Origin of the sequence: Bradyrhizobium centrolobii, assembly GCF_001641635.1 — a bacterium.
Lineage (GTDB): Bacteria > Pseudomonadota > Alphaproteobacteria > Rhizobiales > Xanthobacteraceae > Bradyrhizobium > Bradyrhizobium centrolobii.
On the sequence record NZ_LUUB01000026.1, the window covers coordinates 93,431 to 118,355 of the forward strand.

The following is a 24,925-nucleotide window of genomic DNA, read 5'->3' on the forward strand; positions in this document are numbered from 1 at the left end:
ACGCTCAGAATTTTCCTATCACCAGGATCTTCAGGTCGGCATCCGGCTTGAAATCGCCTGCCGTATATTCAAGCGTGTTTCCGGTGGAGGATGCCTTGAGCCGCCCCGGACAGAAGCTCACGAGGTGCTCGCTGCTGCCCGGGTCGATGGTCAGCTTGAACGACCGGATCGGCCCGGCCCAGTTCGCGCCGGTCTTGAGCACGTATGATATGCGCCGTTCCTGCAGCTTCGCGCTGTTGGCTTGGTTGTTGCCTGCGCGCTTGTCGAGCTCGGCGAGGAACGCATCCTGGACGCAATACTCCTTGCGGTAACGCGCGACTTCCTGACTGAGCGCGCTACTACGGCGCAGGCTCGAGCGCAGGATGGTGTCAGGGCTGGAGCCGACGCTCGGGCGATACTGGTGTTCGACGGTGACGGTGCGCGCGGGCGGAAACACCTGTTGGCGCACAGCCGAAGTCTTGGTGACCCAGCCTGGCGCATATTGCTGGCGACCATTGTCGCTCATGCCGGCAGGCATCAGAAGCCCGTCGTCCACGAGCCGGGTTCGCGTCGCCGCGGGCAGGTCGGCCACCCGGATCTCGCGGCCACCGATCGGCAGCAGCGGTAGCTTGAGTTCACGGAGCAGGGCACTGACATCCTTGTCGCCGACCATGGCGCGCTGATCGATGGTCAGCGGTGCCGGGCTGCCGTCGACTTTGGTCTCGAAGTCGACGAAGTTGACCGGATCGTTTGACGGCAGCGCAATGTTCTCGGCCTCCGACAGGTCGATGTCGGGCAGAGGGAAGGCAACCGTGAGCGCAACCGGCTTGGTGGTGACGTTGGTGAATTGGTAGCGAACGCTGATCCTGTCGAGCGCGATACGAAGGTCCTCGCTCTGCATGGCCACGTCATTGGTGCGAACGAACTGGAGTCCGCCGATCGACAATTCCGCAGCCGAGTCGTTGGCCCGTGCCGGCCAGCCGGTCGCAACCAACAGCATGACCATCAAGGCCCGCACCCGGAACGACGGCCGGGTGGACGGTCCGTTCCCTACGCTAGTCTTCATGCGGCGTCGCAGCATATGCCGGTTCCATCCGGTGTGGGTCAGTCGATCGCCTGGTAAAGATCGCCCCACTCGGACTTCCAGACCCCGTCTGGATCGCACACCACGATCGCGAGCTTTACGTCGTTCGCCAGCCGGATCGCGCCGCGAAAGGCGTCCTGAGCCGGCAACTGAGCGCTGACCTGGTCAGTGGTCAGCCGTCCCCCACTCGCGGCGGCCGGCAGCACGATCGATCCGGAGGCACCGTCATTGTCGCGCTTCAGGACCAGCGTGATCGCGTCGGGCTGGACGTCATTGACCTGCTCAAATCTATTCCGGGCCATGGTTTTGCACCGCAAGCTGAAGTGGTTCGGACTATCACCGTCGAGTGATAGAATTGAACGCGATTGAGATTGCTCACCACTAATTGACGCGCCGCATCAACGGCATCTCGGATTAGTCGATCCGACGCGGCGATCGGTTCGGGGTACATTGAGGCGAACATGTTTCGTCCAATTCGTTGGATCTGGGTATTCATCGTTGGCGCTGGCATTTTCGTAACCAGAGCGCACGCCGACAATACCGTCGTACGCAGCTTTGCCGGCGGTTCTGCCGCGTCCATGGTCGGCATCATCCCGGCCAGCGAGGACGTGGAACTCGGAGGTCCGCAAGCGCTCACTGCCGACGGGCAGGGCAACCTGTTTGTGCTCGATCAGATCAACGGCCGCATTCTCCAGTTCGATCCCAAACAGCCGAATTCTGATCCCGACGTCCTCAACATGCCGAAGGACGTCCAGCCGACCGATCTCGTCGTCCACAACGACGACATCACGGTCTGGGACGGCGGCGTGCGGACGCTGAAGGCGGCGCCGGGACAGTCCACGCGCGGACTCGGTGGCGTGATCCAGCTTGAGGAGGTCTCGAGCCGTGGTGTGGACGATCAGGTCGCTGTCTCGGCCTTCGCTCAGATGGGATCGCAGGCGCCCGGCAGCGCGACAGACTTGCTCGATCAGAACACGCGCGCGGCCATCATCAGGACGACGCGGCAACCCGACCGGCAATATGTTGCTTCCCGAAGCAAGGGCTCGGTGATCGCCGATATCATTCCGGACAAGGGCAATGCCAGCGTGCGGGTCGAGATCCAAACCATGGTCACCAACGAGACCATTGGCCAACTCGGCCTGCGCGTGCGCAACCAACTCGGCACGGTGGAGTTTCTCGAGATTGACAACAGCGACCGCTTCTACGTGTTGGCCGAGGACATTCCGCCATCGGGGAAGAACGCCTCCACTTTCGTCGCACGCTATGCCGCGAACGGGCGTCTCGAGGGAATCTACGAGCTGCCTCTGGAGGATACCCCGCTGACCAGGCGGTTCGTCACGGTCTCGGGCGATGGCGATGTCTATTTCCTGCGGACCAAGCCGGACGGTGTTGAAGTGGTGGGCGTCGGCTTCCGGCCCCTGGGCAATGTCTCGGTTATCGACCTGCGGCCGTCGCGAACAACAGCCGCGCCGGCGCCGCAGCCCGACGTGAAGTTCAACGCGACAGCTGCCGTGCGGCCGTCCAATCGCCAGCAGGCGATCGAGACCGCGTTTGCGTTCGAGGGCGTCCAGTGGAGGCTCACGCAGGCAAATTACGGCAACGATCCGGACAGCCAATGCAGCGGCTTCAACCGTATTCGCCGGCCGTGGTACCTCCAGGGCAAGGTGAACCAGGAGGTGCGCGGCGTACCCTATTGCTGGGGCTGCCACGGCTCGCTCGCGAACTTCCGGCAGCGGATCGAGAGCGGGACGCTGGCTGGCAATGTCTGCACCCGCAACGCGCCGCGGCCGGATGTGGCGGGCGTCGACTGTTCGGCATTCGTCAGCGCCGCGTGGGGACTCAGTGTCCACTACACGACGGCCGCGATCCCTGCGATCGCAGCGCCCGTGACAAATCCCTGGGACCTGAAGCCCGGCGATGCGCTGAACAAGCCGGGCTCGCACGTGATGTTGTTCCTGCGGTTCACGCCTGATCGCAAGGCGGAGGTGATGGAATCCTCGACCGGTGGCTGCAATGGCCGCGTCTGCCGCAACGTCTATCCGTTGGCGAGCCTGCTCGCGCGCGGCTATGCTCCGGTCCGCTTTCGCGCCCTTGCGGACGATCAGACGACGGTTTCAGCGAGCGCCTATCAAGAGACCGAACCGCCGGCGGGCCGCAAGACGGCAAGCAAGAGGCGCTGAACCACGTGTGTCGTTGGCGCTACAGAATGGGTAAGCGTGAAGTCGAGGTGGATCACAATGCGGATGCCCAGAGGACTTGATTGCAAGATCGGGCGGCTATGCGCCACTATCGGACTCGCTGCGTTGATCGGCCTGACAATCCCGTACGCGCACGCGGCAGGAGGCCTGTCGATCAGCAATCCGGACGGGGCGGCCGTGCGCGCGCTCGTGATCGGCATCGACGACTACCAGCACGTGCGCAAATTGAAGGGCGCGGTCGCCGACGCCACTGACATCGTGACCAGCTTGAAGTCCATGGGCGTTGACGATGTCGTCGAACTGACCAACGCCCAGGCCGACAGGGCAAGCCTCCTGCGCGAGATCAGCGCACTGGTGGAGCGGACTAGGAACAACGACCTCATCTTTCTGTCGATCGCCGGTCATGGCACCCAGGAGCCGGAGCGGTTCAAGGGCTCGGAACCGGATGGGATGGAAAACGTGTTCCTGCTGCCGGGCTTCGAAACCACACCAACCGGGTCCGTTGAGCGCATTCTGGGCAGCGAGTTCAACCATTTCATCCGGCAGTTTGAGCTGCGCGGTGCGACGGTGATCTTTGTGGCTGACACCTGCCACGGCGGCGGAATGGTGCGCGACATCGATCCGCGTGCCGCGGAGATGAGCTTCCGGCAGGTGCCGCGCTATACGTTGCTGGTGGACGAACTGAAGCCGGTGTCGGACAGCAACGATCCGAAATCCGAGCTCGATCTCGACCACACGGCGTTCCTGGCTGCGGTCGATCGCTACACCAAGGCGCCGGAAGTGCGGATCCCCGGGATCGATGGCCTGCGCGGGGCTCTCAGCTATGCGGTCGCGCGAGCGATGGAAGGTAGCGCGGACATCGATCACGATGGGAAGGTGACGCTCAAGGAGCTCTTCAGCAATGTTCGGCAGGTGGTCTATCAGCTCTCGGACCAGCGCCAGAACATCGTGACGATATCGTCGCCGGCTCAGATGCCGGAGACCGACGTCGCCTTCGAATTGACGCGCGGTGTGGTGCTGATCCAAGGACCGGCCGCGAGAGCGGCCTCTGGTCAAACCGGAGCGGCGGCGCCCGAGGGACAGGCGCCCGCGCCGCCGGCTGTCGCGGCCAAGGCACCAAGCGTTCCGACCCTTGCCGCGGCGACCAAGGAACTTCCGACCAGCGCAGCTCCGACCAGCGCCGCGCCGACGTCGCTCCGTCCCGCCGCGCCGATCCGACTGGCAGCGCTCGACGGCAAGACGAATTATTTTGCGAGCGTGACGCCCAAGGATGTCACCGTGCAGGCTGTCCAACCCACGGACAATCCCGACCTGATCTGGGACCCGGTGTCTCATGACGTGATCGCGTGGGGCGATGTGGTCGCCTATGGGGTTGACGTTGCCGGTTTGCCGATGGTGGTTGACCGGACAGCAGCAATTCGTGAACTCAAGCGCATGGCGACCCGATCGCCTCAGATGATGCGTATTTGGCCAGACGATCGACAGCAGCGCGCAGGCCAGACCGTTGAAGTTGACCTCTCCGATGTGTCATCAAGGGCAGTGCTGCTGTTCAATGTGTCAGGCGATGGCACCATCCAGGTGTTGTATCCCGTGGGGTCTGATGCGGCGCTGGCTCGATCGGCGAGCTTGCGCCTACCGCTCAGGGTGGGCGAGCCGTTCGGTGCGGAGCAGGTCGTTGCGGTGACCTCGCAGCAGCGCATGGTCGATCTCGAGACGGTCCTGATGCAGCTCAACCGGCGCCGTGCCTCTGGGCAGGTGATCAAGAGCCTTCAGCATTACTTGCCCGCGGACGCGCGGATCGCCTCGATCGGCTTTTTCAGCGCTCCCTGACTTTCGGGGGAGCGCAGGCCATGCCGTCATCGCAGTCGATCCACCAGCAGCGACCATGGCTCGCATTCCTGTTGCTGCTGGCCGGTTGCGGGGCAGCTTCCGCAGCGCCGCTGCCATCTGCATCGCTTCATGTCAGCACGACAGACGCACCATGGCTTTGGCCCGTACAGGCAGCGCGCGGCCGGACCAATGCCGCAAGTGTGTCCCTTCAGATCCTGCCGAGCGAGACCGTCAACGTCGGCGGCAAGATCTCGTTCGGTGTGACCGCCAGGAAGCTGGGATATCTCATCTTGGTCGATGTCGATGCAGACGGGCGGATGTCCCAGATCTTTCCGACTCCCGAGCTGTTGGCACAGTCGGACGGCCGCGACATCAATCTCGTCAAGCCTGGCGTTGAATTCGTCGTTCCGACCCCGGCGGCACGGCAGCGTGGCTTTGAGTATGTCGTCGCACCGCCGACCGGGTCCGCGGTGATGGTTGCGATCCTGAGCGAGCGGCGCGTGCAATTGCTCGATTTGCCGGACTTGCCCCGCAAGGTGCAGGGCCAGGCCGAGGCGTTGAGCTATCTATCGGGCTGGACCAGTGAGCTGCGCGTACCGGACTCCGGCAGCGGAAAACTGGTGACGAACAATTGGTCGTTCGACATCAAATCTTATTCCATCAAGTGAGCTCTGTGAGGCTAAAGCCTGCCAAGGCTGCAGTTTGCTAAGGCTACAGCTTGCTCAGCCGGCTGAAGAAGCCGCCCCGGGCGATCATGTAGTGAATGTCCTTCGGAAAGGGAAAGGCGCTGCGAACGTTGGAAATCGCGTGCTGGAGGAATTCCCCGTGCTGCGGCGCCGGCTTGTGGTGCAGCCGGGGCTGGTCGGCGACCTGCGGAATCATGAATCGATCCACGAAAGCCGGGTCCAGATCGTTGACCCTCACCATCTGGCCAAACGCCGGAAACACGTCGTAGTGACCCAGGCTCACGTTGAGGTTCTTGAGAGCAGGGCGCTGTGGCTGAGCTTGATTGCCATCGATCGTCGCCAGCCCGCGTCCGATCAGGTCCAGCTTCACGGATTGCGGGAGAGTTGACGGACCATACACGATCTCGAGCGCGCGGCCGCTCTGTCCCGACAGCCACTGGTACCAGAACGTCGCGTCGTCGGGCCGCGCGTTGGCGCCGTAGAGGCAGTCAAATCCCCAACATGCCGTCAGGTTCGACTGATACTTTCCGAGGCTCCCGACGAGATTGCGCATGGCGTTACCGCCGCCGGAGTGGCATGCGATGACGAGCTTACCGACCTGGAGCTGAGGAATGAACGTGGAGGAGGCACCGAGGAAGTTTGCAAGAGCCCCAAGGATCTCCTCGAGGTAGCGTTCGCCCCATTTCGGAGCTGCCAGGTCCTTCACGCTGTAGTTTCCGGCAAAGCCGTCGCCGTCGGCATATTCGTAGCCCAGGAATGGCGCGATGAGCACCACGTCCTTGCCGGAATCCCGCACCTGCTCCCGCAGCCGCGCGGGATCGTCGTGGAACAGGAATTCATGGTCTTTGACGTAGAAGCCGTGCAGCCAGATCACGACATCGAATTTGGTGGCGGCGGTTGCGTGCTTTGGTGGAAGATAGACCGCCGTCGGCTTCATGCCGGGCGCCAGCCGCTTCGTGAAGAGAGTGATCCCTGGAAAGGCGTTGACGTCCTTCTGCTCAAGCTCACACGCCACCACGCAGGTCGCTCCGCTTCGGCCACGTCAGGCACAGAACTTGGCCGACCTGACGTTATGCTCGGCCGCCCGCCACACTCTCGATACCAAGTCCGCGCGGCCCAACGGCTCCCCGATGACGCCGTGGCAGCCTCGCACGGTGCTAGTGGCAGACCTCGACATTACCAGTGTTGCCGCCGGGACCGCCGCCGCCACGATACTCGAGGTGGCAGCCGCGATTGACCTGACGGCACAGATACTGATCACAATAGATCTGACCGCTGCTCCCGCTGCCGGACCTCGCAGTCGCCTGTCGCCGCGGAACGTCTGCTGTCGGCGCTGACCTCTCGCGGGCCGAACGATCCGCACGTGACGGACGCTCGTCCGTATTGCGCTTTGCAACCGGTTTCTTCTCGCGCCGCTTCTCGCATTGATTGTCGTCGTTGAGGAACGAGCCCTCGGCGCAGGTGATCTTGCTGCACTGGTCGCCGTCAGCCCTGTAGCCGTGATCACAGATCAGCGGACAGACCCGCGCCGGCTTGAGCTTGATTGCGTCGAGCGCGTCGAGACTTGCAAGCTTGGCGTCAAATTTGGTGCCCGCGTGCCGGTTGAAGAGGGCCAGCGAGCGCTGCGAAGCCGCATTCCATTGGCCGTCGACGGTACCGGTGAAACAGCCAACACGACTCAATTCGCTTTGTACGGACTTGGCGATATCGGCCTTGGCGAGATCGGTCTGGGGCGGCTCCGTGCCCAGGGCGGCGACCTTCGCGACCTTGTCATCCTGGACGGGCGTGGCAGCTGCAGGATTGTCCGCGACGGTATTCTCAACGGCGGGCTTATTGGCGGAGAGCGCTGCGACTATCGCGGTTTCGGAGGCAGTCCGCTTCCGTTCGGCTTCGGCTGCCTGCTCCTGTGCCGCTTGCTTTGTCCTCTCGGCGGCAATACGGGCCTCTTCCGCGGCCTTCAGGTCCGCAGCCGCCTTCTCCTGGTCGGCACGCTGGGCGCCTTGTGACACGAGCCGGGCTTGCTGCTGCTCGGCCTGCCGCGCTTTCTCTGTCGCTGCGACGCGAGCGTCCTCGGCGTCGAGCTGGTTAAGCTGCAGCTTGGCCAGATTTGAGTAATATCCGTCCGGATGCTGGGTCAGGAACGCGCTCAGGGCGGCCTTGTTGCGCAGCTGCAAGGCCAACTCGTAGTCACGACGTATCTCCGACTGCGGGTTGGCCGCTTGCGTAAGCTCCTCTGCCTTGGGAGCAGGAACCAGCGCAACGTCCTCGCCGCCCAGCGAGCCGTAGACATAGGGCTCCTGTCGGTTACCCGTGGCTTGCAGGACATCATCGCGGACGAAGCCGAAAGCCCTGCGCAAGTCGAGTCCCGGCTTTGCGATATACTTCACGAGAGCCGTCGCGTACGGACTATTCTTGCTGTTGCCGTCGAGCGCGGTCAATCCGGCTTTCGCCGCAAACGCGATGAGCGTGTTGGACACAGTGGGTTCGACCCTGGCCAGCCCGCGGCTGATTGATCTCGAAGCAACCGTTCGTTTCATCGTGTCGGCAAAAGGATTGTTGCGGCACGCGTCGACGATCACAACACGTAGCTGCCGCGCAGGCTCGATTGCCAGCAAGATGCGGTCGAGCGAAAACGTCTCGTCATAGATATCGGTATCACGTTCAAGCCTCGCGTCCGTGGGGATCAGATAGTTCGTCCCGTCGATCTCGATACCGTGACCTGCGTAGTAGACCAGGGCAATGTCGGCGTCGCGCGCTTGATCGGCAAAATCTCTCAGTGCCCTCCGCATGTCGCTGGCGGCGAGGTTGAGCCTCGAGTCAACCACGTCAAAACCTGCGCCCTTTAGCGTTGCGGCGATGGCTTCAGCATCGTTGGCTGGGTTTGGAAGCAGTGGGGCGTTTTGATAGCTGGAATTGCCGACCACCAAAGCCACGCGCTTTGTCGCCCAAGCTGGCTGAGAGGCCAGGAACAGCGAAACGGCAAGAAGAAGACAAACTCGGAGGTGCCTGTAAAATCTCATGGCGAAACATCCAGCATCTGCCCGAAGAACGGTAGCGTAGCGAAGATGGCCGCGTAAAAAATGCTCACTGAATTAATTGGTACGCTACTGGCGGCCACCTATCTCCGTACAGTAACAATTTCGAGCCCGATCCATTCCTCATGTTGTCGTTCGGCGGAGTGAACGCGTTCAAGCGCGCACGGAAGATTGAGGCAGGCGAAAAGGCTCGACTAAGGGGCACTCCCTTCCGGCAACCGTTTGCTGTAGCCTAAGATGTTGATATGGTTGTCGTTTATGCTCGCGATTGGTCGCTATCGCAGAGCGGTGCGCGCGTCGCTCGAACCACGTTTCGGCGAGCGGCGTCTGAAAGGGGCGGAACCGCTGCATGAGAGGCTTAGTGCGGGATCGGACAGACCGAACAGGACCGCTCGAGGGTTTCCCAAGCCAGTGATCGGGCCCGAGCCGAACCGCGAACCGAATTCATACCGCGCCGGATTGCATTTCGAAATGCCGAGCCAGTGCGGCACACCGAAGCAAGCAGTTCATCGCAGCTTGATCTGCAATTCGTTGTCCAACATCATTTGCTTGAAACGCATGGGGATGAAGTCGAAATCCAAATTTGGAGAACCTTATGTCCATTCCGCTGAGAATTTACATCACGCCATTTGCCGAGAAGGGTGTTCCGGAGTCTGGAAAATGGGATTGCAACACGGCCAAAAAGGCACTGGATGTGGTCAATACGATCTGGTCAAAAGCCAAGATTGCGTTCGTGATCAGTGACTGCCTGATAGACAAGCCGCTCGATATGGCAAAGAGCGCCCGCAACAGCGATAAGCGGGTGCTGGACGTCCTCAGCCTCCGCCATGCCCCGGATAATGCGGTCCATATTTACCTGGTCAATCCGATTCAAAACCTCGCAGCAGGTGGGAGCTCATACCTTCATAGCGATCCAGAGCCGGCCAGCTTTGTCCAGTGGTATGGCGATGACTTTGCCAATGGACGCGCCTGGGCCCATGAACTTGGTCATCTGATGAGCGTTGATCACGTCGAGATAGACTATACCAACGAGAGGCAGGCGGCGGCACTGCGCGGCAACCTCATGACGAAGGGCTTGAGCGTGGGCAGCGACTTGACCAAGCAACAAATTGAAACAGCTAAGAACTCAAAACTGGTCAAGCGATTTGGCGCCTGACGGTCGCGTGAGTATCACTGATCCCGATCTCGCCAGCCTGAATGTTGAAAGCGCCTCTGACGCAAGTTGTGTGCACGCGCGCCAGAGCGCAACATAAACTCTCTTAGTCGCAGAACCCTCGCGCTCGCCGGACTGTATCGGACGGATACAGGCCAAATACGGAGCGATACATCGCGGCAAAACGGCCCATGTGAGTAAAACCCCACTTCAGTGCATGCTTTGTCCGGTGACGTACCCGGCCTGGGCCGAGCACAGGAAAGCGCATGTGGCTCCGGACTCGTCCGGATGACCGAAACGCCTGCTGGGATTGCTGGCCCTCACTTCCTCGGTCACATCGGCAACGCCGCGCGATGAATTCCTGGCGAATGCTGCGAGATTGAATTTTCAGCCGATCTGTATCGAACGCCCCGGCAACCGATTGTTGATGGTTACGTTGTGCCAGGCGACCGAGCGCGCAGACCCGCGACAAATCCAGGCCGGTTCGCGCGCTGTTCGACAGCGCCAGCATTGCGACGGGCTCTCACTGCGTGCGAGGTGACGTTGACGATGCGGCCGAAGTTGCGCGGAAGCGGATACGGGGCTGGTCCGCAGATGCTCTAGCGAATGAGTGGGGCGACTCTGATCCTGCTGCGCGAAGAGCGGGTCGGCAGCTTCTGGCGCAAAGCGGACTGCAGAAGCCACGCTCGCCCGCAATCACGTCTAGCCAATTGGTCCGGGTATCCAATCGTCGCCTGAAAGGGGTGTAACCTTGACGTCGGCAATGACTCCGAGTTGCAGGCTTGGATCGAAATGGCGCATCGTTCGCTCATTGAAATCAATGATGCGACCAGGCGTGAGAGGCCCTACATCATTTATTTTGACGATGGCCTTCTTGCCTGCCCCCTCAACGAGGGCATATGTCGGCCGCGCGCCATATTGAACCCCGCCAAACTTCTTACGCAAATTGGTTTTGATGGCAGCGGCCCACGCAGATGGATCATAGCGCTCCCCGGAGGCTGTATTCACGCCGCCCTCCCGATACCCGGGTCGGAACGGGTTGTACATGGATGCTGCGCCAACGATCGCGGGTCCAGAAGCGGCACTATCGAGGGCATCTGAACCAACCGCACCGATTTCACTTCGAGCCATGGCAGCAGGTAGAATAGCAAGCGTCATTACGGCGCCGCAAATTGCGGCGCTCAAGCGAAACACCATCAGGATTCCTTGAATGATTTTAGATGCAGGATTCGGTTTGCTGACGCGGGAGCGTAAGCGAGAGGGGAGGGATTAACGGAATCGAGTCATCTATTTGCGGATTGGTGCCAATCGGGCACCAAAACTGGCGACGAAGCCACGCTGGTCCTGGTCGACCAAAGCAGGGCGGATTGGCATCGTCGCGGGGGCGCGGGCATCGACGTAGCACGGGCGATACATGGCTTGTAGCTGTTTGCCGCGAAGGAAGATCATTCTGGGGGTAAGACCGCCGCGCCTTGCAATCCATCGCCGCACTTGGGATGGATACCCCGAATAGAGCAGTTGGGTTGCTTCAGGATTAGTGACAGTTCGGCCATTGCCGACGAAATCAAAAGCGGCGTGAAACCCAAGTGTCGCGTTCGGGGTGACGCAAATCTTGTCGTGAGGGATTGTCGAGAGGAGGATGGTGCAGGCCGAAGCGCAAAGGCCGTCGATCACCACCGTTTGGCCTGAAGCGCGGAGTTCGCTGTACTTCGACAGATACTCCCCAATCTGCCCACCCGGGTCGTCCGCAATCCGAACCGCCGCGTGGCCTGACCCTATGCCCGCGAGCAACAGCGCTGCCGTGAGCAGCGCAGACAGAATTTTCATTAATGTCCCTACCCAAGTTGAAGATGTGATGCGGACGTCTGCCGTTGCGCATCAGGCCGGAAAACAATGGCCGAAGATGGATGAGGCGTGACGTCGGGGGTCCAATAGCGGCTCCTGGTCGCCGCTTAAACTAACCGCAACGTTTGTTGCGCGGTGGATGCACGCGCACTGTTCCTTAAAGGAAACCCCAACTCGATGATGGAGTTAGCACGCTGGTGGAACCGTCGCGTTCTGATTTGTGGCGGATTCTTGGCACGCGACGAGGTGCCAGCACGCTGATATGTTGCAGCGGGAGGATGAGCGATGAAGGTCCTTGCCGCGACACTTGCCCTGCTTGTATCGAGTCCGGCCGCCGCCCAGGAGTGCCAGACGTGCTCGTCGGCCGACGCCTGCATTCAGACGTACCTTAAGGCGACCTCGCAGGCGCAAAGGGAAATCAAGCAGGCAATCCGGGATTGGAAAGAGAACTTGGACAGAAAGGCCTCAGGTGAATTGTTCAGTAAAGGTACGGTAGCATTACAAGGCGCCATGGAGTCCCAAGTTCGCTCGGAGCTTGAGCGGCTAAAGGAGTGCTTGGCCAAAATCAAATAGCTGCGCCCGATCTGGCCCCCTTCGAGCCGCTCGGCTCCGACCTGCGAGCGCTCGTGGCGAGCAACTCGGCCATTTCTGATTAACCTCAGAAGTGGATCGATCCGGTTCTTCACGATCCTCTGCGCCTGACGATAGCGGTCGGCAGCATCGGCTAGGCGAGCCAGCGTTTGCGTCGCTTGTAGTGCTTGATATCCCGATATGATTTTCGCTTGGCGCCGGCGACTCCAAGATAGAACTCCTTGACGTCCTCGTTTGTGGCGAGTGCGTGCGCCTCGCCGTCCATAACCACGCGGCCGTTTTCGAGGATGTAGCCGTGGCCCGCATATTTGAGCGCCATGTTGGTGTTCTGTTCGGCCAGAAGAAACGATACGCCTTCTTTGGCGTTGAGATCCTTCACGATCTCGAAGATCTCCTCGACGATCTGCGGCGCGAGGCCCATTGACGGTTCGTCGAGCAGGATCATTTTCGGGCGCGACATCAGCGCTCGGCCGATCACGCACATCTGCTGTTCGCCGCCCGACGTATATCCGGCTGTGGAATTGCGCCGCTCTGTGAGCCGGGGAAAGTAGGCGTAGACCCGTTCTAGATCCTGCGCGATCGCCGACCTGCTGTCCCTGCGCGTAAAGGCACCAGTCAGGAGATTCTCCTCGACCGTAAGATGAGGGAAGGCACGCCGCCCCTCCATCACCTGAATGCAGCCGCGCCGCACCAGATCGTTTGGCGACTGGGACTGCACCTCGACGCCGTCGAACAGGATCGAGCCCTTGGTAACCTCGCCGCGCTCCGCGTGCAGCAGGTTGGAGATCGCCTTCAATGTCGTCGTCTTGCCGGCACCATTGGCGCCGAGAAGCGCGACAATGCCGCCCCGCGGGACCTCCAGCGATACTCCTTTCAACACGAGGATGACGTGGTCGTAGACGACCTCGATATTGTTGACCGACAGAACCGGAGCTGCCGCTTCAGTCGCCACACCGACAACCTTGGGAGTTGACACGCGCAGACCTTTCCAAAGAGTGGGAATCCGGGAGCCGCCGCATCGGCTCCCGGATCGCTCACACAGCTCAGCTTTCCTTCGAGCACTCGCGCGGCTGGATTTTCTTATCCGCGGCATACTTCATGGACACCTCTCTGACGAGCGGATCGATGAGTGCTTCGTCAGCCGTGTACCAGTCAGAGATGATCTTCCAGCTCTTGCCGTCCCACTGCTGGACCCGCCCGTCGCGCGTGCCCTCGTGGTCGGAGCAGGAGATCCTAATCGGCTTCAACATTCCTTCGAAGCCGAGTTCCTTGATGCGCGCCTCGGAGAGGTTGAGGTTCTCAAGACCCCAACGGACTTGCTCCCCCGTCAGCGGTTTCTGGCCGAACTTTTCCTGCGCCTTGCGGATTCCCTCCACTCCGAGCATGGCATTGACGATGCCACGGTTGTAGAGGACTTCGCCGACCTTGCCAGGTTCTGTTGAACCCTTGCCTTTCGCGTAGACGTATTTCTCTATGTCGGCATGGACGGGAAACCTGCCCGCGCCATGCTGAAGCATCAGCGACTTGTAGCCTATGGCCTGATCGCCCGCGGGCGTCACGTCCGGCTCTGCGCCGGACCACCAAACGCCGATCATCTTCTCGCGCGGATAGGCGACGGCCGCCGCTTCCTTGACTGCCGTGCTGTTCATGACGCCCCAGCCCCAGACTAGGACATAGTCTGGCCGGTTCTGGCGGATTGCCAGCCATTGCGACTTCTGTTCGACGCCGGGGTGCGTGACCGGGATCGGTGTGAATTCAAAGCCGTACTTCTGCGCCAGCACCTGCAGCATCGGGATCGGCTCCTTGCCATAGGGGCTGTCGTGATACAGCAGCGAAATCTTCTTGCCTTTCAGCTTGTCGAAGCCGCCGAGTTCCTTGGCGACGTGCTGGATTGCGATATCCGCCGCGGACCAGTAGGTGCCGAGCATTGGAAAATTGTACGGGAATACCGCGCCGTTCTTGGAATCGGCACGCCCGTAGCCCATCGTGATGATCGGGATCTTGTCGGCCGCGGTCTTTTCGGTGAGGGCGAAGGTGATGCCGGTCGACAGAGGATTGATGAAGGCCGCCCCGGTCGGACCCTTGCTCTTGAGACGCTCGTAACACTCAACCCCTTTGTCGGTCGCGTAACCGGTCTCGCATTCCTCGATCAGAATCTTGACGTCGTTGATGCCGCCGTCACGCTCATTGATCAGGTTGTAATAATCGATAACGCCGTTTGCGTAGGGAGCGCCGTTCACAGCGTAGGGGCCGGTCCGGTAGGACAGAATTGGGATGAACTGCTCGTTTTGTGCTGAAGCCGGTGCGCTAACCACCGCGCCAGACATCACCGCCGCCAATATCAGTGCATTGCGTGCAATACTTGGCATTTGCATATACTCCTCGTTTGAACCCCTCTTCTTGCTTTCGGGGGTGTGTTTCTTTCCTCCTGCACTAGGAACCATCAGCGTGCGATGCACGCGGATCGTCCATTCAATAGGGAAACGGCCACAGTCTCAGCTTCTCCTTGCCGATCGATATCAGCCGGGCGAAGCCATGGGGTTCTTTGATGAGAAGATAGCAGATCAACGATCCGAAGATGATGAATTCGAAATGAGTAATCGTCTCCGTCGACAATGGCACGCCGAGCTCGGTTGGAATCAGATTCAGCATGATCGGCACGATGAGAATGAAGGCCGCGCCGACGAATGAACCCATGATCGAGCCGAGCCCGCCGATGATGACCATGAAGAGAAGCTGCAGCGAACGGTCGATCGAGAACGCAAGCGGCTCCCATGAACCCAGGTAGACGAACGCCCAGAGTGCGCCCGCCACGCCGACGATGAATGAAGAGACCGCGAACGCCGTGAGCTTTGCATAAAGCGGCCGGATACCGATCAGCTCGGCGGCGATATCCATATCGCGGATCGCCATCCACTGCCTGCCGAGATTGCTGCGAACAAGGTTCTTTGCCAGCAACGCCATCAGGGTCAGCAATAGCAGGCATAGCAGGTAGCGCTCGATCGGCGATTGCACGATCAGACCAAAGAAGTCGAGTGCCGGCGCATTCACCGATCCCGACGGGGCGTAATTGGTGAACCACGGGATCCGTAGGAACGCCCAATCGAAGAAGAACTGCGCGGCGAGTGTCGCTACCGCCAGGTAGAGGCCCTTGATCCGCAAACTGGGAATGCCGAACAAGATTCCGACACCCGCCGCGATGAGCCCGCCGAGCAGAATGGATGCGAGCACGGGCAACGGAGGGATCGAGACCGCGAAGCCAAGCCAGGCGAGCGGGATATGAACGCCTGTTGCCAGCTTGTAGGCGGAATAGGCGCCGATGGCCATGAACGCGCCGCTGCCGAGCGAGATTTGGCCGCAATAGCCGACGAGAATATTCGTGCCGATGGCGGCGAGCGCCAGGATGAGAAACGGCAGCAAGATGGCCCACAGCAAATAGTCGCTGCCGAAGGGCCAAATATGAAAGGTCGCCAACAGCGGCACGCCAATGAAAGCGATGCCGAGCAAGACCGCGAGCGCAATACGGTCCTGACTGATCGGGAAGATCGCCATGTCCTCTGCGTAGGTCGTCTTGAACTGGCCAGCCTCGCGATAAAGCACAAGGAGCTCCTTTGTCTCAGACGCGTTCGATGATCCGCTCGCCGAACAGACCCTGCGGCCGGACGAGCAGCACCGCGAGCGCCAGAACGTAGGCAAACCAATATTCGATACCGCCACCGATGGACGGCCCCAGATACACCTCTGCAATCTTCTCACCCGCCCCCACAATGAGCCCGCCGGCGATGGCTCCCGGAATTGAGGTAAGGCCTCCGATGATCAAAACGGGCAGGGCCTTCAGCGCGAGAAAAGTGATGGAGAACTGCACGCCGAGCTTGGTACCCCACACGGTTGCCGCCACCAGCGCAACGAGACCGGCAGCGAGCCAGACCACGAACCAGATCCAACTGATCGGGATGCCGACCGAATGCGCGGCCAAATGGTCGTCGGCCACAGCCCTGAGTGCGCGACCGGTCTTGGTGCGCTGAAAGAAGAGCGCGAGACCAGCGACCAGGATGCCGGCGATCAACGCGCCCCAGACATCCAGTTTGTTGACCAGAATGCCACCCGGGAAGAGGCCCTCGAGCACAAACCAGGCGTCCGTCGGGAATAGCCGCAACGGGTAGACATCCGATCCGAAAATCATCTCCGCAGCGCCTTCGATGACGAATGTCACGCCGATGGTGGACATGAACAGCGTGAGGCCGTCCTGGTTGACAAGAGGTCCGATCACGAACCGCTCGATCAGCCAGGCCGTTGTCGCCATGATCACAGCGGAAAAACCGATGCCGAGGACGATCGCAGCCCAAAGGGGAAAGCCGTTGGCGACCAGGAGATCGAGGGCGCGAACCAGCGCCAGCCCCGCGAGCAATACCATTGCTCCCTGAGCAAAATTGAACACACCGGATGCCTTGAAGATCAACACGAAGCCGAGTGCGACCAGCGAATAGAGCACGCCGGACATCAATCCGCCGATCAGAACCTCGAGAAATTGGCCCAATGCGATCACGAACGCTCCTCAGTGTGCAACGCCAAGATAGGCCTCGATGACGGCATGGTTGTTCTTCACCTCGTCCGGCGTGCCGTCGGCGATCTTTACGCCATGATCGAGTACCGCCACGCGATCCGAGAGGTCCATGACCACGGCCATGTCGTGCTCGATCAGCGCGATCGTCGTGCCGTATTGATTGTTCACGTCGACGATGAACCGTGACATGTCCTCCTTCTCCTCGAGATTCATGCCTGCCATTGGCTCGTCGAGGAGAAGGAGGTCGGGTTCCATGGCGAGAGCGCGACCAAGCTCGACGCGTTTTTGCAAGCCGTAGGGCAGGCGCCCAACTGGTACCTTACGGATTGCCTCGATCTCCAGGAAATCGATGATCTCCTCAACGCGATGCCGATGCTCGAGCTCCTCTCTCAGGGCAGGACCGCAACGCAGCGCCTGCCACAACAGGCCCCGGCGCACCTTCAAGGTGCGGCCGGCCATAATGTTGTCGAGCGCGCTCATCCCCTTGAACAGTGCAACGTTCTGAAATGTGCGCGCGATGCCGCCGCGCGCCGCCTCGAAGGGCTGCATCCTGTCCCTGGTGCGTCCCTTGAAGGTAATGGTGCCACGATCGGGATGATAGAAACCATTGACGACATTCAGCATCGAGGTCTTTCCGGCGCCGTTCGGTCCGATGATGGCTCGAATTTCACCTTTTCGGACGTTGAACGAAACGTCCTTCAACGCCCGGACGCCGCCAAAGGACAGCGCCACGCCCTCGACTTGCAGCAGGATTTCGTTGGTGTCCCGCACTCTCATGCAGCCTTCCCCAGGGACTCCGCCGCGCCAGTTGCCTGCATGTCGCGAATCTTGACCCGCGCCGCGATCGTGCCCTTGCGACCATCCTCAAAAGCGACTTCAGTAGAAATATCGGCCTCATACGAGCCATCGTAGAGTGCCGTGAGCAGCGGCGCATAGCGTTCGGCGATGAACCGGCGGCGTACCTTCTGCGTGCGGGTCAATTCGCCATCATCCGCATCGAGTTCCTTGTGCAAGATCAGGAAGCGGCGAATCTGAGCGCCGGCGAGCGCCTTTTCCTCAACGAGAGAGCGGTTCACCGCGGCAACGTCTTTCGCTACCATGTCGTAGACCAGCGGATGCCCGGCAAGCTCCTGATAGGATCCGTAGGCAACGTTGTTGCGTTCCGCCCAATTCGCAACGGCAACGGGATCGATGTTGAGCATCGCGCAAACGAACTCCCTCGAATCGCCGAAAGTGATCGCTTCCTTGATGTTGGGAAAGAACTTCAGCTTGTTCTCAAGGTATTTCGGCGCGAACATCGTACCGTCGGTCAGCCTGCCGACGTCCTTCGCGCGATCGATGATCTTTAAGTGTCCGGACTTCTCGTCGAAAAAGCCCGCATCGCCGGTCTTGACGTATCCGTCTGGCGTCATGGCTTCCGCGGTCTTCGCCGGATCCTTGAAATAGCCGACGAACATGCCGGGCGAGCGAAACTGCACCTCGCCCGACTCCGCGATGCGGACGTCGACGTTCGGCGCCGCAGGACCAACGGTATCGGAATAGATCGCACCATCAGGCTGGCACGTCACGTAAAGAAACGCTTCGGTCTGGCCATAGAGTTGCTTCAGATTTAGTCCGATCGAGCGGTAGAAGGCGAACTGATCCGGACCGATAGCTTCGCCTGCAGTGTATGCGACGCGCACCCGAGACAGGCCGAGAGCGTTCTTGAGAGGCTCGTAGACCAGCAACCGCCCGAGCGCATAGAGCAAGCGGCCTGACAGCGGTACCGGTCTTCCGGTCAAGACCTGCTCGCCATGCAAGCGCGCAACCTCCAGAAAGTAGTTGAACATCCGCCGCTTGACGAGCGAAGCGTCTTCCATGCGGATCATCAGCCGCGTCAGCATGGCTTCGAGGCCGCGCGGCGGAGCGAAGTAGAAGGTTGGTCCAATCTCATGCCTATCCTGCTCGATCGTGTCACTGCTCTCCGGACACGCCGTGCAGAATCCAGCGACGAGGCCTTGCACATAGTTGAGGTAATGATCGCCCACCCACGCCAGCGGAAGGTAGGCGAGCACCACGTCCTCGTGGGTCAGTCCGTCGAACCTGGTGGTGTCGATTGCGGCGTCGATGCACCCTTGGGTTGATAGCGTGACTCCCTTCGACGCGCCGGTCGTTCCAGAGGTGTAGAGGATGACCGCGACGTCCGAACCATTGCCCGCCTGCACGAAGTCATCAATCCGTTTGCGAAGCGCAATGTCAGCGGCAAGCCCAGCGCGGCCCTCCTCGATGACATTGTTGATTGCGATCGTTCGACTTCGATCGTAGCCATCAAGGCCGCGCGGCTCATCATAAACGATCTTGTCGAGTTGCGGCAGTCGGTCGGACACCGACAAGACTTTATCAACCTGCTCCTGGTCTTGAGCCGCGACCAGCTTCGCCTCGGCGTGAGCGAGAACAAAAGCAAGCTCGTCGGCCATCGCCTCCGCGTAAACCGGAACGGGAATCGCACGCAGCATCTGCGCAGCCATCATGGTCCAGTAAAGCTTCGGCCGATTGGAGCCGACTACGGCAATTGTATCGCCCGGCTGTAAGCCAAGTCGATGCAACCCGGCGGCGTAGGCACGCACGATCTCGGCAACTTGAGCCCACGTCCAGCTCTGCCAGATGCCAAGATCCTTATGTCGAAATGCCGGATGCGCGCCAAACTGCGCGGCGTTCCGCAGCAGCAATTTGGGGAACGTATCGAACGATCCACCACCGGCCATGTCGGTCTCGATCCCAAAAACCGGCGCGTTGGTTCGCTCCTGTTATGGTGATGCCTGCCCGTTTTGAGCACAGCCATGCGAGTGCCGCATTCTGCGAGATTACAACGAATTGAAGGTCCGACAAGTACCAGATTGAGGGGATATCGTCCCCCCGGGGCAAGGCGCGATCGGGATGGATCTGCCGGATGCCGCTCCCCGAGGTCAATGTGACTGATACGCCAGTCCGGAGATGCCTCCCAACTCGAAGAAGATGGTCGGCTCATCAAGGTGCAACCCCAACGCATGCCAGGCTTCACGTTCGCCGTGCTGGTGTGCACGGACCAAAGGATTGTCCGCGACAGCCGAACCCGTTCGAGTTGGACCAGGCACTGACCGGAGTGCAATGACAGTCGCGGTGAACTCTCAGCCAGTATTCCTGACCGCCTCAGCAAGAATGGCATAGAGCTGCCGCTTGCTGAGTTCCTTGGGCTGCTGCCTCTCTGCTGAGTTCCGCGACACCTTCTTCGCCACTGGGCGGGCGCATGCAGCCAACGACGCGGGCCTGGGCTTCGGGGCCGGCCGTATCTTGGGTTTTGCTGTTGGCGGCTTGTGACCACGTTTCAGGCCCAAACGGGTTAGCATGCCGCAGACCGCGTTCCGGCTACACCCGAGACGGCGCGCGATCTGCGCTGCGCTCTGTCCTGCGGTCCAGAGCCTCTTGAGCAGCGCTATGTCTTTCGCATCCCAACCCATCGGACACATTATAGCGCTGAGTGCCAGGCAGCGGCTAGCCTAGTCTTCGTCGGGCTCGCGCACGACCGCCGGTTCGTCAGCGGGCTCCTCCTCCTCGTCCTCTTCGTCGTCTTCGTCTTCGTCTTCATCAGGATCTCGAGGCGGCATCGCCTTGTCCATGACTATGAGCTGAGCCCAGTCGAGCGCTCTGATCGAAAGCATTTCCGGAGTGTGTTGCTTCATGTTGTTGCTCCTCGAAAATACCCGCGGCCGAATATTCATGCCGGACGACTGCGGAAGTCCAGACGCAATGCCTCCAACGCGACGGCGCTCGGGGCGTCTACATCAGAAAGGGGCGCGAGGGCCCCAGCGTGAAGAGCGCTCTCGCGCGTGTGAGGGCACTCGGAAGGACAGGCAGTTTTTGGCGCAAAGCGGATGTTTGACGTAAGCGGTACGTCCGGCGGCAGCTGATCGCGCGCTTCATGAACTCGAATTGAACGTTCAGTAAAATAGTTTGCTAAACAGAGTTGCCGCGCAACTGGTCGGAAGCGAAGCGATGCCGACGGTGGCTGGCGTGCGGGGCCTCAAGCTCGCAATCATCACAATGGCAACTATAGCCTAGTGCATCGCAGCAAGAGGATCGCGCATCCGAACGCTGGTGAAGGTTTTTATCCGCCGCCAAGGAAACCGACTTGACGGCCTCTGGAATTTAGTAATACGTTTAGTATTACAAAAAAGATAAACATCGCGCATCGAGCGGATGTGTGGGAGGAGCTCAAGCCATCCGGGCCTCGTGTCCGGGAATGCTTCGTCTCGTTCTCCAACATCGCTCATCAACTCGGTTTCAGGGTCTTGGCGTCGTCCCGGCATGGCACGCGCTGGGCGGGTTAGGTGCATCAACGATAGAGAGGAAACGGATATGCGAAGAATGAGATGGCTACGCAGTACCGCGGCGTCCGCGATCCTTGCCGCCGCAGCGCTTTGGGGGCTCGGGGGCGGCGAAGCCGCAGCCCAGGGCAAGCAGCTCACGCTGTGCTGGGCGGCATGGGACCCGGCCAACGCGCTGGTGGAATTGGGCAAGGACTTCACCAAGCAATCCGGCATCGAGATGAAATACGAGTTCGTCCCCTGGACGAGCTATGCGGATCGCTTTCTGAACGAGCTCAACTCCCACGGTAAGCTCTGCGATCTGATCATCGGCGACAGCCAGTGGATCGGCGGAGCCGCCGAGAACAAGTGGTACGTCAAGCTCAACGACTTCTTCGACAGGGAGAAGATATCTATGGACGACTTCGTCCCGGCGACCGTCGTCGGCTATTCGCAATGGCCGAAGAACTCGCCGAACTATTGGGCGTTGCCGGCCATGGCCGATGCGGTGGGCTGGACCTATCGCAAGGACTGGTTCTCGCGGCCTGACATCCAAGCTGCATTCAAGGCCAAGTACGGCCGCGATCTGGCGCCGCCGAAAACCTATGATGAGTTGAAACAGATCGCAGAGTTCTTCCAGGGCCGGGAGATCGACGGCAAGAAGGTCTACGGGGCGTATATCTTCACCGAGCGCGGCTCCGAAGGCATCACAATGGGCGTGACGAACGTGCTCTATAATTACGGCTTCACCTACGACAATCCGAAAAAGCCGTACCAGATGCAGGGCATCGTCAATTCGTCCGATGCCGCCAAGGGACTCGAGTTCTACAAGGAGCTCTACAAGTGCTGCACGGCGCCGGGCATGACCAACGCCTACATGCAGGAGGGGTTGGATGCCTTCAAGTCCGGACAGGTGGCCATGCAGATGAACTGGTTCGCCTTCTTCCCCGGCCTCTACAAGGATCCGAATGTCGGTGGCGACAAGATCGGCTTCTTCGTCAATCCGGCCGGTCCGAACGGACACTTCACCCAGCTCGGCGGACAGGGCATCTCAGTAGTGGCGACCTCGGACCGCAAGGACGACGCGCTCGCCTACATCAAATGGTTTGCGCAGCCCGCCGTGCAGCAGAAATGGTGGCAGCTCGGCGGCTATTCGGCCCTGAAGGCGGTGGTCGACGCACCCGATTTCCCGAAGAGCGCGGCGTTCGCTCCGCAATTCCTGGAGTCGATGGGAATCGTCAAGGACTTCTGGGCCGAACCGTCCTACGCGCAACTTCTGCTCGACATGCAGAAGCGCGTGCATGACTACGTTGTGGCCGACAAGGGCACGGCGCAGCAGGCGCTCGATCTCCTGGTCAAGGATTGGACCAAGGTCTTCAAGGAGCAAGGCAAGCAGGTTGCGTCGCAATAGACAGGTTTACTCGCCTCAACCGGACTGGTTTCTCCGGGGCGTGCGCCTCGGGGAGGCCAAGCCAGCCAGCCGATGGACAAGATGACGACGATCCTTCAACCTGATGATGCGACGTTTCCCGGTGTGGGTGGTCCTGCCAAATCGCGGTCCACGCGCCGGGTTCGCGGCCTGTCGGACCGGACCATCGCGTGGCTGTTCGTCGCGCCGACGATCGCGTTGCTGCTGGCGATCAACATCTTTCCGTTGGTCTGGATGATCCGGCTGTCCTTTACCAGCCTAAACCTCAGCATGTCCTATCTGCCGTTGCGGTTTGTCGGGCTCGACAATTTCAGCGACATCCTCAACGACGAGGACGTCTGGATCCGGCTCCAGACCACGGCGCAATTCGTGATCTGGTCGGTGGCGTTGCAGGTGGTGATCGGATTCGGCCTGGCGCTCCTGATCAACCGTCAGTTTCGTGGTCACAGCTTCTGGACCACGATCATCCTGCTGCCGATGATGCTTTCGCCCGCGGTGGTCGGCAATTTCTGGACGCTGCTGTTGCAGCCGCAAATCGGTCCATTCAACTACGTGATCAGCCTGTTCACGGGCGTGCCGCCGAGTTCGTTCAGCATGACCGGGCAGGTGTCACTCGCACCTTGGACCATCGTGCTGGTCGACACCTGGATGTGGGCCCCCTACGTCATGCTGATCTGCCTCGCCGGGCTTCGTTCCATTCCCGATTACATCTACGAGGCGGCCGAAGTCGATCGCGCCTCGCCTTGGCGGCAATTCTGGTCGATTACGCTGCCGATGACGGTGCCGTTCCTGATGCTTGCCGTGCTGTTCCGTGCGATCGAGAACTTCAAGATGTTCGACATGGTCAACCTCCTCACGTCGGGTGGACCCGGATCGACCACCGAGCTGGTATCGATCACGCTGAAGCGGGCGGCGTTCGAGAAATGGCGCACCGGCTATTCCTCTGCGCTTGCCATCATCCTGTTCGTGACCGTGTTCGGTGCCGCCAACATCTACGTCAAAGCGCTCAATAAGGTGAAGCAACGATGACCGCTGCCGTCGCCAAGTCCGCCCTCGCCAAATCAACGGCTCACTCGATCGTCGAAGCCTCGCCGCGCGCAAAGGCCGTGGCCAGTAGCCTCGTCATTCTCTACGCCGTGATCTCGATCCTGCCGCTGCTCTGGATCGGCGCCACCGCCTTCAAGTCGCAGAGCGATGCCATCGCCTATCCACCCAAGGTGATCTTCGAGCCGACCCTCGAAGGTTTTGTGAACCTCTTTACAGTACGCACCCGCCAGACACCGGATTTCATCGCCAAGCTGCCGCCGCCTGAGACATGGTATGACAAGCTCGTGCGCCAGCACGATATGGTTATCGCCGGTCCATCGAAGGTCGTGCCGCGCTTCGTCAACTCGCTGATTATCGGGTTCGGATCGACGTTCCTGGCCGTCTTTCTCGGCACGCTTGCGGCGTACGCCTTCTCGCGCTTTCGCATTCCACTGGCCGACGATCTCCTGTTCTTCATTCTTTCGACGCGCATGATGCCGCCGGTCGCCGTCGCAATCCCGATCTATCTGATGTACCGGCAGCTCAACCTGACCGACACCAGGCTCGGAATGATCCTGCTCTACACGGCCGTGAACGTCTCGCTCGCGGTCTGGCTGCTCAAGGGGTTCATCGACGAAATCCCGCGCGAGTACGAGGAGGCCGCACTGGTCGACGGCTACACGCGGCTGCAGGCCTTGCGCAAGGTGGTGTTGCCGCAGGCCGTCACGGGAATCGCGGCAACCGCGATCTTTTGCCTGATCTTCTCCTGGAACGAATACGCCTTCGCGGTCCTCCTGACGAGCGGCGAGGCGCAAACCATGCCGCCCTTCATTCCCTTCATCATCGGCGAGGGCGGGCAGGACTGGCCGGCCGTTGCTGCCGCGACCACGCTGTTCGTCGTGCCGATCGTCCTGTTCACCGTGTTGTTGCGCAAGCACCTGTTGCGCGGCATCACTTTCGGAGCTGTGCGCAAATGAGCAGTTCTGCGCTTGCCAAGGCTGGAGTATCGCGCTGGTTCCGCCGTGGTCCCTGGGAGGCCGGCGCGATGACCCTGATCGGGGGCGGCATCGTCATGCTGGTGCAGCCGTGGTCGATCGATCTCTACAGCTATTCCTTCGTGACGATCCTCACCGGCACGGTCGGTTACATCATCGTGAGCCATTTTCCGGAATAGGGCGGCTAA

At 60.5% G+C, this 24,925-nt stretch carries 24 protein-coding genes; 9 read left to right on the plus strand and 15 right to left on the minus strand.

What is annotated here, in order from left to right; translation table 11 throughout:
- Positions 1 to 4: 4 nt before the first annotated feature.
- Positions 5 to 985 (minus strand): DUF4424 domain-containing protein, encoded by a 981-nt coding sequence (locus AYJ54_RS04655; protein ID WP_063696887.1) that lies wholly within the window; start codon positions 983 to 985, stop codon positions 5 to 7.
- A 98-nt stretch (positions 986 to 1,083) separates the two neighbouring features.
- Positions 1,084 to 1,365, minus strand: coding sequence for a hypothetical protein (locus tag AYJ54_RS04660; RefSeq protein WP_063696888.1), 282 nt, complete (start codon positions 1,363 to 1,365; stop codon positions 1,084 to 1,086).
- A gap of 159 nt (positions 1,366 to 1,524) precedes the next feature.
- Here AYJ54_RS04660 and AYJ54_RS04665 point away from each other — a divergent pair, with 159 nt between their 5' ends.
- The 3 genes from AYJ54_RS04665 to AYJ54_RS04675 are packed head-to-tail and all read left to right on the plus strand — an operon-like array spanning position 1,525 to position 5,759.
- Entirely contained in the window at positions 1,525 to 3,243 is a 1,719-nt protein-coding gene (locus AYJ54_RS04665; RefSeq protein WP_063696890.1) for an NHL repeat-containing protein, read from the plus strand.
- A 57-nt stretch (positions 3,244 to 3,300) separates the two neighbouring features.
- The gene (locus tag AYJ54_RS04670; RefSeq protein WP_063696892.1) at positions 3,301 to 5,091 is read left to right on the plus strand and encodes a caspase family protein; all 1,791 of its coding nucleotides are present in this window, start codon (positions 3,301 to 3,303) and stop codon (positions 5,089 to 5,091) included.
- A 20-nt stretch (positions 5,092 to 5,111) separates the two neighbouring features.
- Positions 5,112 to 5,759: a DUF4384 domain-containing protein gene (locus tag AYJ54_RS04675; RefSeq protein WP_063696894.1), complete on the plus strand. Its 648-nt coding sequence runs from the start codon at positions 5,112 to 5,114 to the stop codon at positions 5,757 to 5,759.
- A 43-nt stretch (positions 5,760 to 5,802) separates the two neighbouring features.
- On the opposite strand, the gene AYJ54_RS04680 is transcribed toward AYJ54_RS04675, so the two are convergent.
- Both AYJ54_RS04680 and AYJ54_RS04685 read right to left on the minus strand, forming a co-directional pair.
- The gene (locus AYJ54_RS04680) at positions 5,803 to 6,795 is read right to left on the minus strand and encodes a hypothetical protein (RefSeq protein ID WP_063696896.1); all 993 of its coding nucleotides are present in this window, start codon (positions 6,793 to 6,795) and stop codon (positions 5,803 to 5,805) included.
- A gap of 139 nt (positions 6,796 to 6,934) precedes the next feature.
- Positions 6,935 to 8,797, minus strand: coding sequence for a caspase family protein (locus AYJ54_RS04685; RefSeq protein WP_063696898.1), 1,863 nt, complete (start codon positions 8,795 to 8,797; stop codon positions 6,935 to 6,937).
- Positions 8,798 to 9,407: 610 nt separating this feature from the next.
- On the opposite strand from AYJ54_RS04685, the gene AYJ54_RS04690 reads away from it, so the two are divergent.
- A complete protein-coding gene (locus tag AYJ54_RS04690; RefSeq protein ID WP_063696900.1) occupies positions 9,408 to 9,968 on the plus strand; it encodes a hypothetical protein in 561 nt (186 codons plus the stop codon).
- 207 nt (positions 9,969 to 10,175) lie between these two features.
- Here the strand turns inward: AYJ54_RS04690 and AYJ54_RS53850 are convergent, their stop codons facing one another.
- From AYJ54_RS53850 to AYJ54_RS04700, 3 genes are all read right to left on the minus strand, one after another.
- The gene (locus AYJ54_RS53850) at positions 10,176 to 10,301 is read right to left on the minus strand and encodes an SDR family oxidoreductase (protein WP_082905477.1); all 126 of its coding nucleotides are present in this window, start codon (positions 10,299 to 10,301) and stop codon (positions 10,176 to 10,178) included.
- Between the two features lie 366 nt (positions 10,302 to 10,667).
- Positions 10,668 to 11,162: a septal ring lytic transglycosylase RlpA family protein gene (locus AYJ54_RS04695; protein WP_082905478.1), complete on the minus strand. Its 495-nt coding sequence runs from the start codon at positions 11,160 to 11,162 to the stop codon at positions 10,668 to 10,670.
- Positions 11,163 to 11,252: 90 nt separating this feature from the next.
- The gene (locus AYJ54_RS04700; protein WP_063696902.1) at positions 11,253 to 11,792 is read right to left on the minus strand and encodes a Clp protease/crotonase-like domain-containing protein; all 540 of its coding nucleotides are present in this window, start codon (positions 11,790 to 11,792) and stop codon (positions 11,253 to 11,255) included.
- A 303-nt stretch (positions 11,793 to 12,095) separates the two neighbouring features.
- On the opposite strand from AYJ54_RS04700, the gene AYJ54_RS04705 reads away from it, so the two are divergent.
- On the plus strand, positions 12,096 to 12,383 hold the full coding sequence (locus AYJ54_RS04705) for a hypothetical protein (protein ID WP_063696904.1): 288 nt from the start codon (positions 12,096 to 12,098) through the stop codon (positions 12,381 to 12,383).
- A gap of 151 nt (positions 12,384 to 12,534) precedes the next feature.
- Here the strand turns inward: AYJ54_RS04705 and AYJ54_RS04710 are convergent, their stop codons facing one another.
- The 8 genes from AYJ54_RS04710 to AYJ54_RS04745 form a co-directional block, all read right to left on the minus strand.
- A complete protein-coding gene (locus tag AYJ54_RS04710) occupies positions 12,535 to 13,377 on the minus strand; it encodes an ABC transporter ATP-binding protein (RefSeq protein ID WP_082905479.1) in 843 nt (280 codons plus the stop codon).
- 67 nt (positions 13,378 to 13,444) lie between these two features.
- On the minus strand, positions 13,445 to 14,860 hold the full coding sequence (locus AYJ54_RS04715) for an ABC transporter substrate-binding protein (protein ID WP_245328889.1): 1,416 nt from the start codon (positions 14,858 to 14,860) through the stop codon (positions 13,445 to 13,447).
- Positions 14,861 to 14,873: 13 nt separating this feature from the next.
- Positions 14,874 to 16,001 carry a branched-chain amino acid ABC transporter permease gene (locus AYJ54_RS04720; RefSeq protein WP_063696907.1) on the minus strand — a complete coding sequence of 376 codons (1,128 nt, stop codon included), beginning with the start codon at positions 15,999 to 16,001 and terminating at the stop codon, positions 14,874 to 14,876.
- Between the two features lie 16 nt (positions 16,002 to 16,017).
- Positions 16,018 to 16,947: a branched-chain amino acid ABC transporter permease gene (locus AYJ54_RS04725; RefSeq protein WP_283808629.1), complete on the minus strand. Its 930-nt coding sequence runs from the start codon at positions 16,945 to 16,947 to the stop codon at positions 16,018 to 16,020.
- A gap of 9 nt (positions 16,948 to 16,956) precedes the next feature.
- The gene (locus tag AYJ54_RS04730; protein ID WP_063696909.1) at positions 16,957 to 17,742 is read right to left on the minus strand and encodes an ABC transporter ATP-binding protein; all 786 of its coding nucleotides are present in this window, start codon (positions 17,740 to 17,742) and stop codon (positions 16,957 to 16,959) included.
- Positions 17,739 to 19,709: an AMP-binding protein gene (locus tag AYJ54_RS04735; protein WP_063696911.1), complete on the minus strand. Its 1,971-nt coding sequence runs from the start codon at positions 19,707 to 19,709 to the stop codon at positions 17,739 to 17,741. Before AYJ54_RS04735 ends, AYJ54_RS04730 begins: the two co-directional genes overlap by 4 nt.
- A gap of 402 nt (positions 19,710 to 20,111) precedes the next feature.
- Complete coding sequence (locus tag AYJ54_RS04740; RefSeq protein ID WP_347337204.1) at positions 20,112 to 20,450, minus strand: GcrA family cell cycle regulator; 339 nt, start codon at positions 20,448 to 20,450, stop codon at positions 20,112 to 20,114.
- 30 nt (positions 20,451 to 20,480) lie between these two features.
- Positions 20,481 to 20,663 (minus strand): hypothetical protein, encoded by a 183-nt coding sequence (locus AYJ54_RS04745; RefSeq protein WP_063696915.1) that lies wholly within the window; start codon positions 20,661 to 20,663, stop codon positions 20,481 to 20,483.
- Between the two features lie 676 nt (positions 20,664 to 21,339).
- On the opposite strand from AYJ54_RS04745, the gene AYJ54_RS04750 reads away from it, so the two are divergent.
- The 4 genes from AYJ54_RS04750 to AYJ54_RS04765 all read left to right on the plus strand — a co-directional run bounded on the left by AYJ54_RS04750 (position 21,340) and on the right by AYJ54_RS04765 (position 24,916).
- Complete coding sequence (locus AYJ54_RS04750; RefSeq protein ID WP_063696916.1) at positions 21,340 to 22,698, plus strand: ABC transporter substrate-binding protein; 1,359 nt, start codon at positions 21,340 to 21,342, stop codon at positions 22,696 to 22,698.
- Between the two features lie 72 nt (positions 22,699 to 22,770).
- A complete protein-coding gene (locus AYJ54_RS04755) occupies positions 22,771 to 23,745 on the plus strand; it encodes a carbohydrate ABC transporter permease (RefSeq protein WP_136623440.1) in 975 nt (324 codons plus the stop codon).
- Positions 23,742 to 24,719, plus strand: coding sequence for a carbohydrate ABC transporter permease (locus tag AYJ54_RS04760; RefSeq protein WP_063696918.1), 978 nt, complete (start codon positions 23,742 to 23,744; stop codon positions 24,717 to 24,719). Before AYJ54_RS04755 ends, AYJ54_RS04760 begins: the two co-directional genes overlap by 4 nt.
- A complete protein-coding gene (locus AYJ54_RS04765; protein ID WP_063696919.1) occupies positions 24,716 to 24,916 on the plus strand; it encodes a hypothetical protein in 201 nt (66 codons plus the stop codon). Before AYJ54_RS04760 ends, AYJ54_RS04765 begins: the two co-directional genes overlap by 4 nt.
- Positions 24,917 to 24,925: the final 9 nt, after the last annotated feature.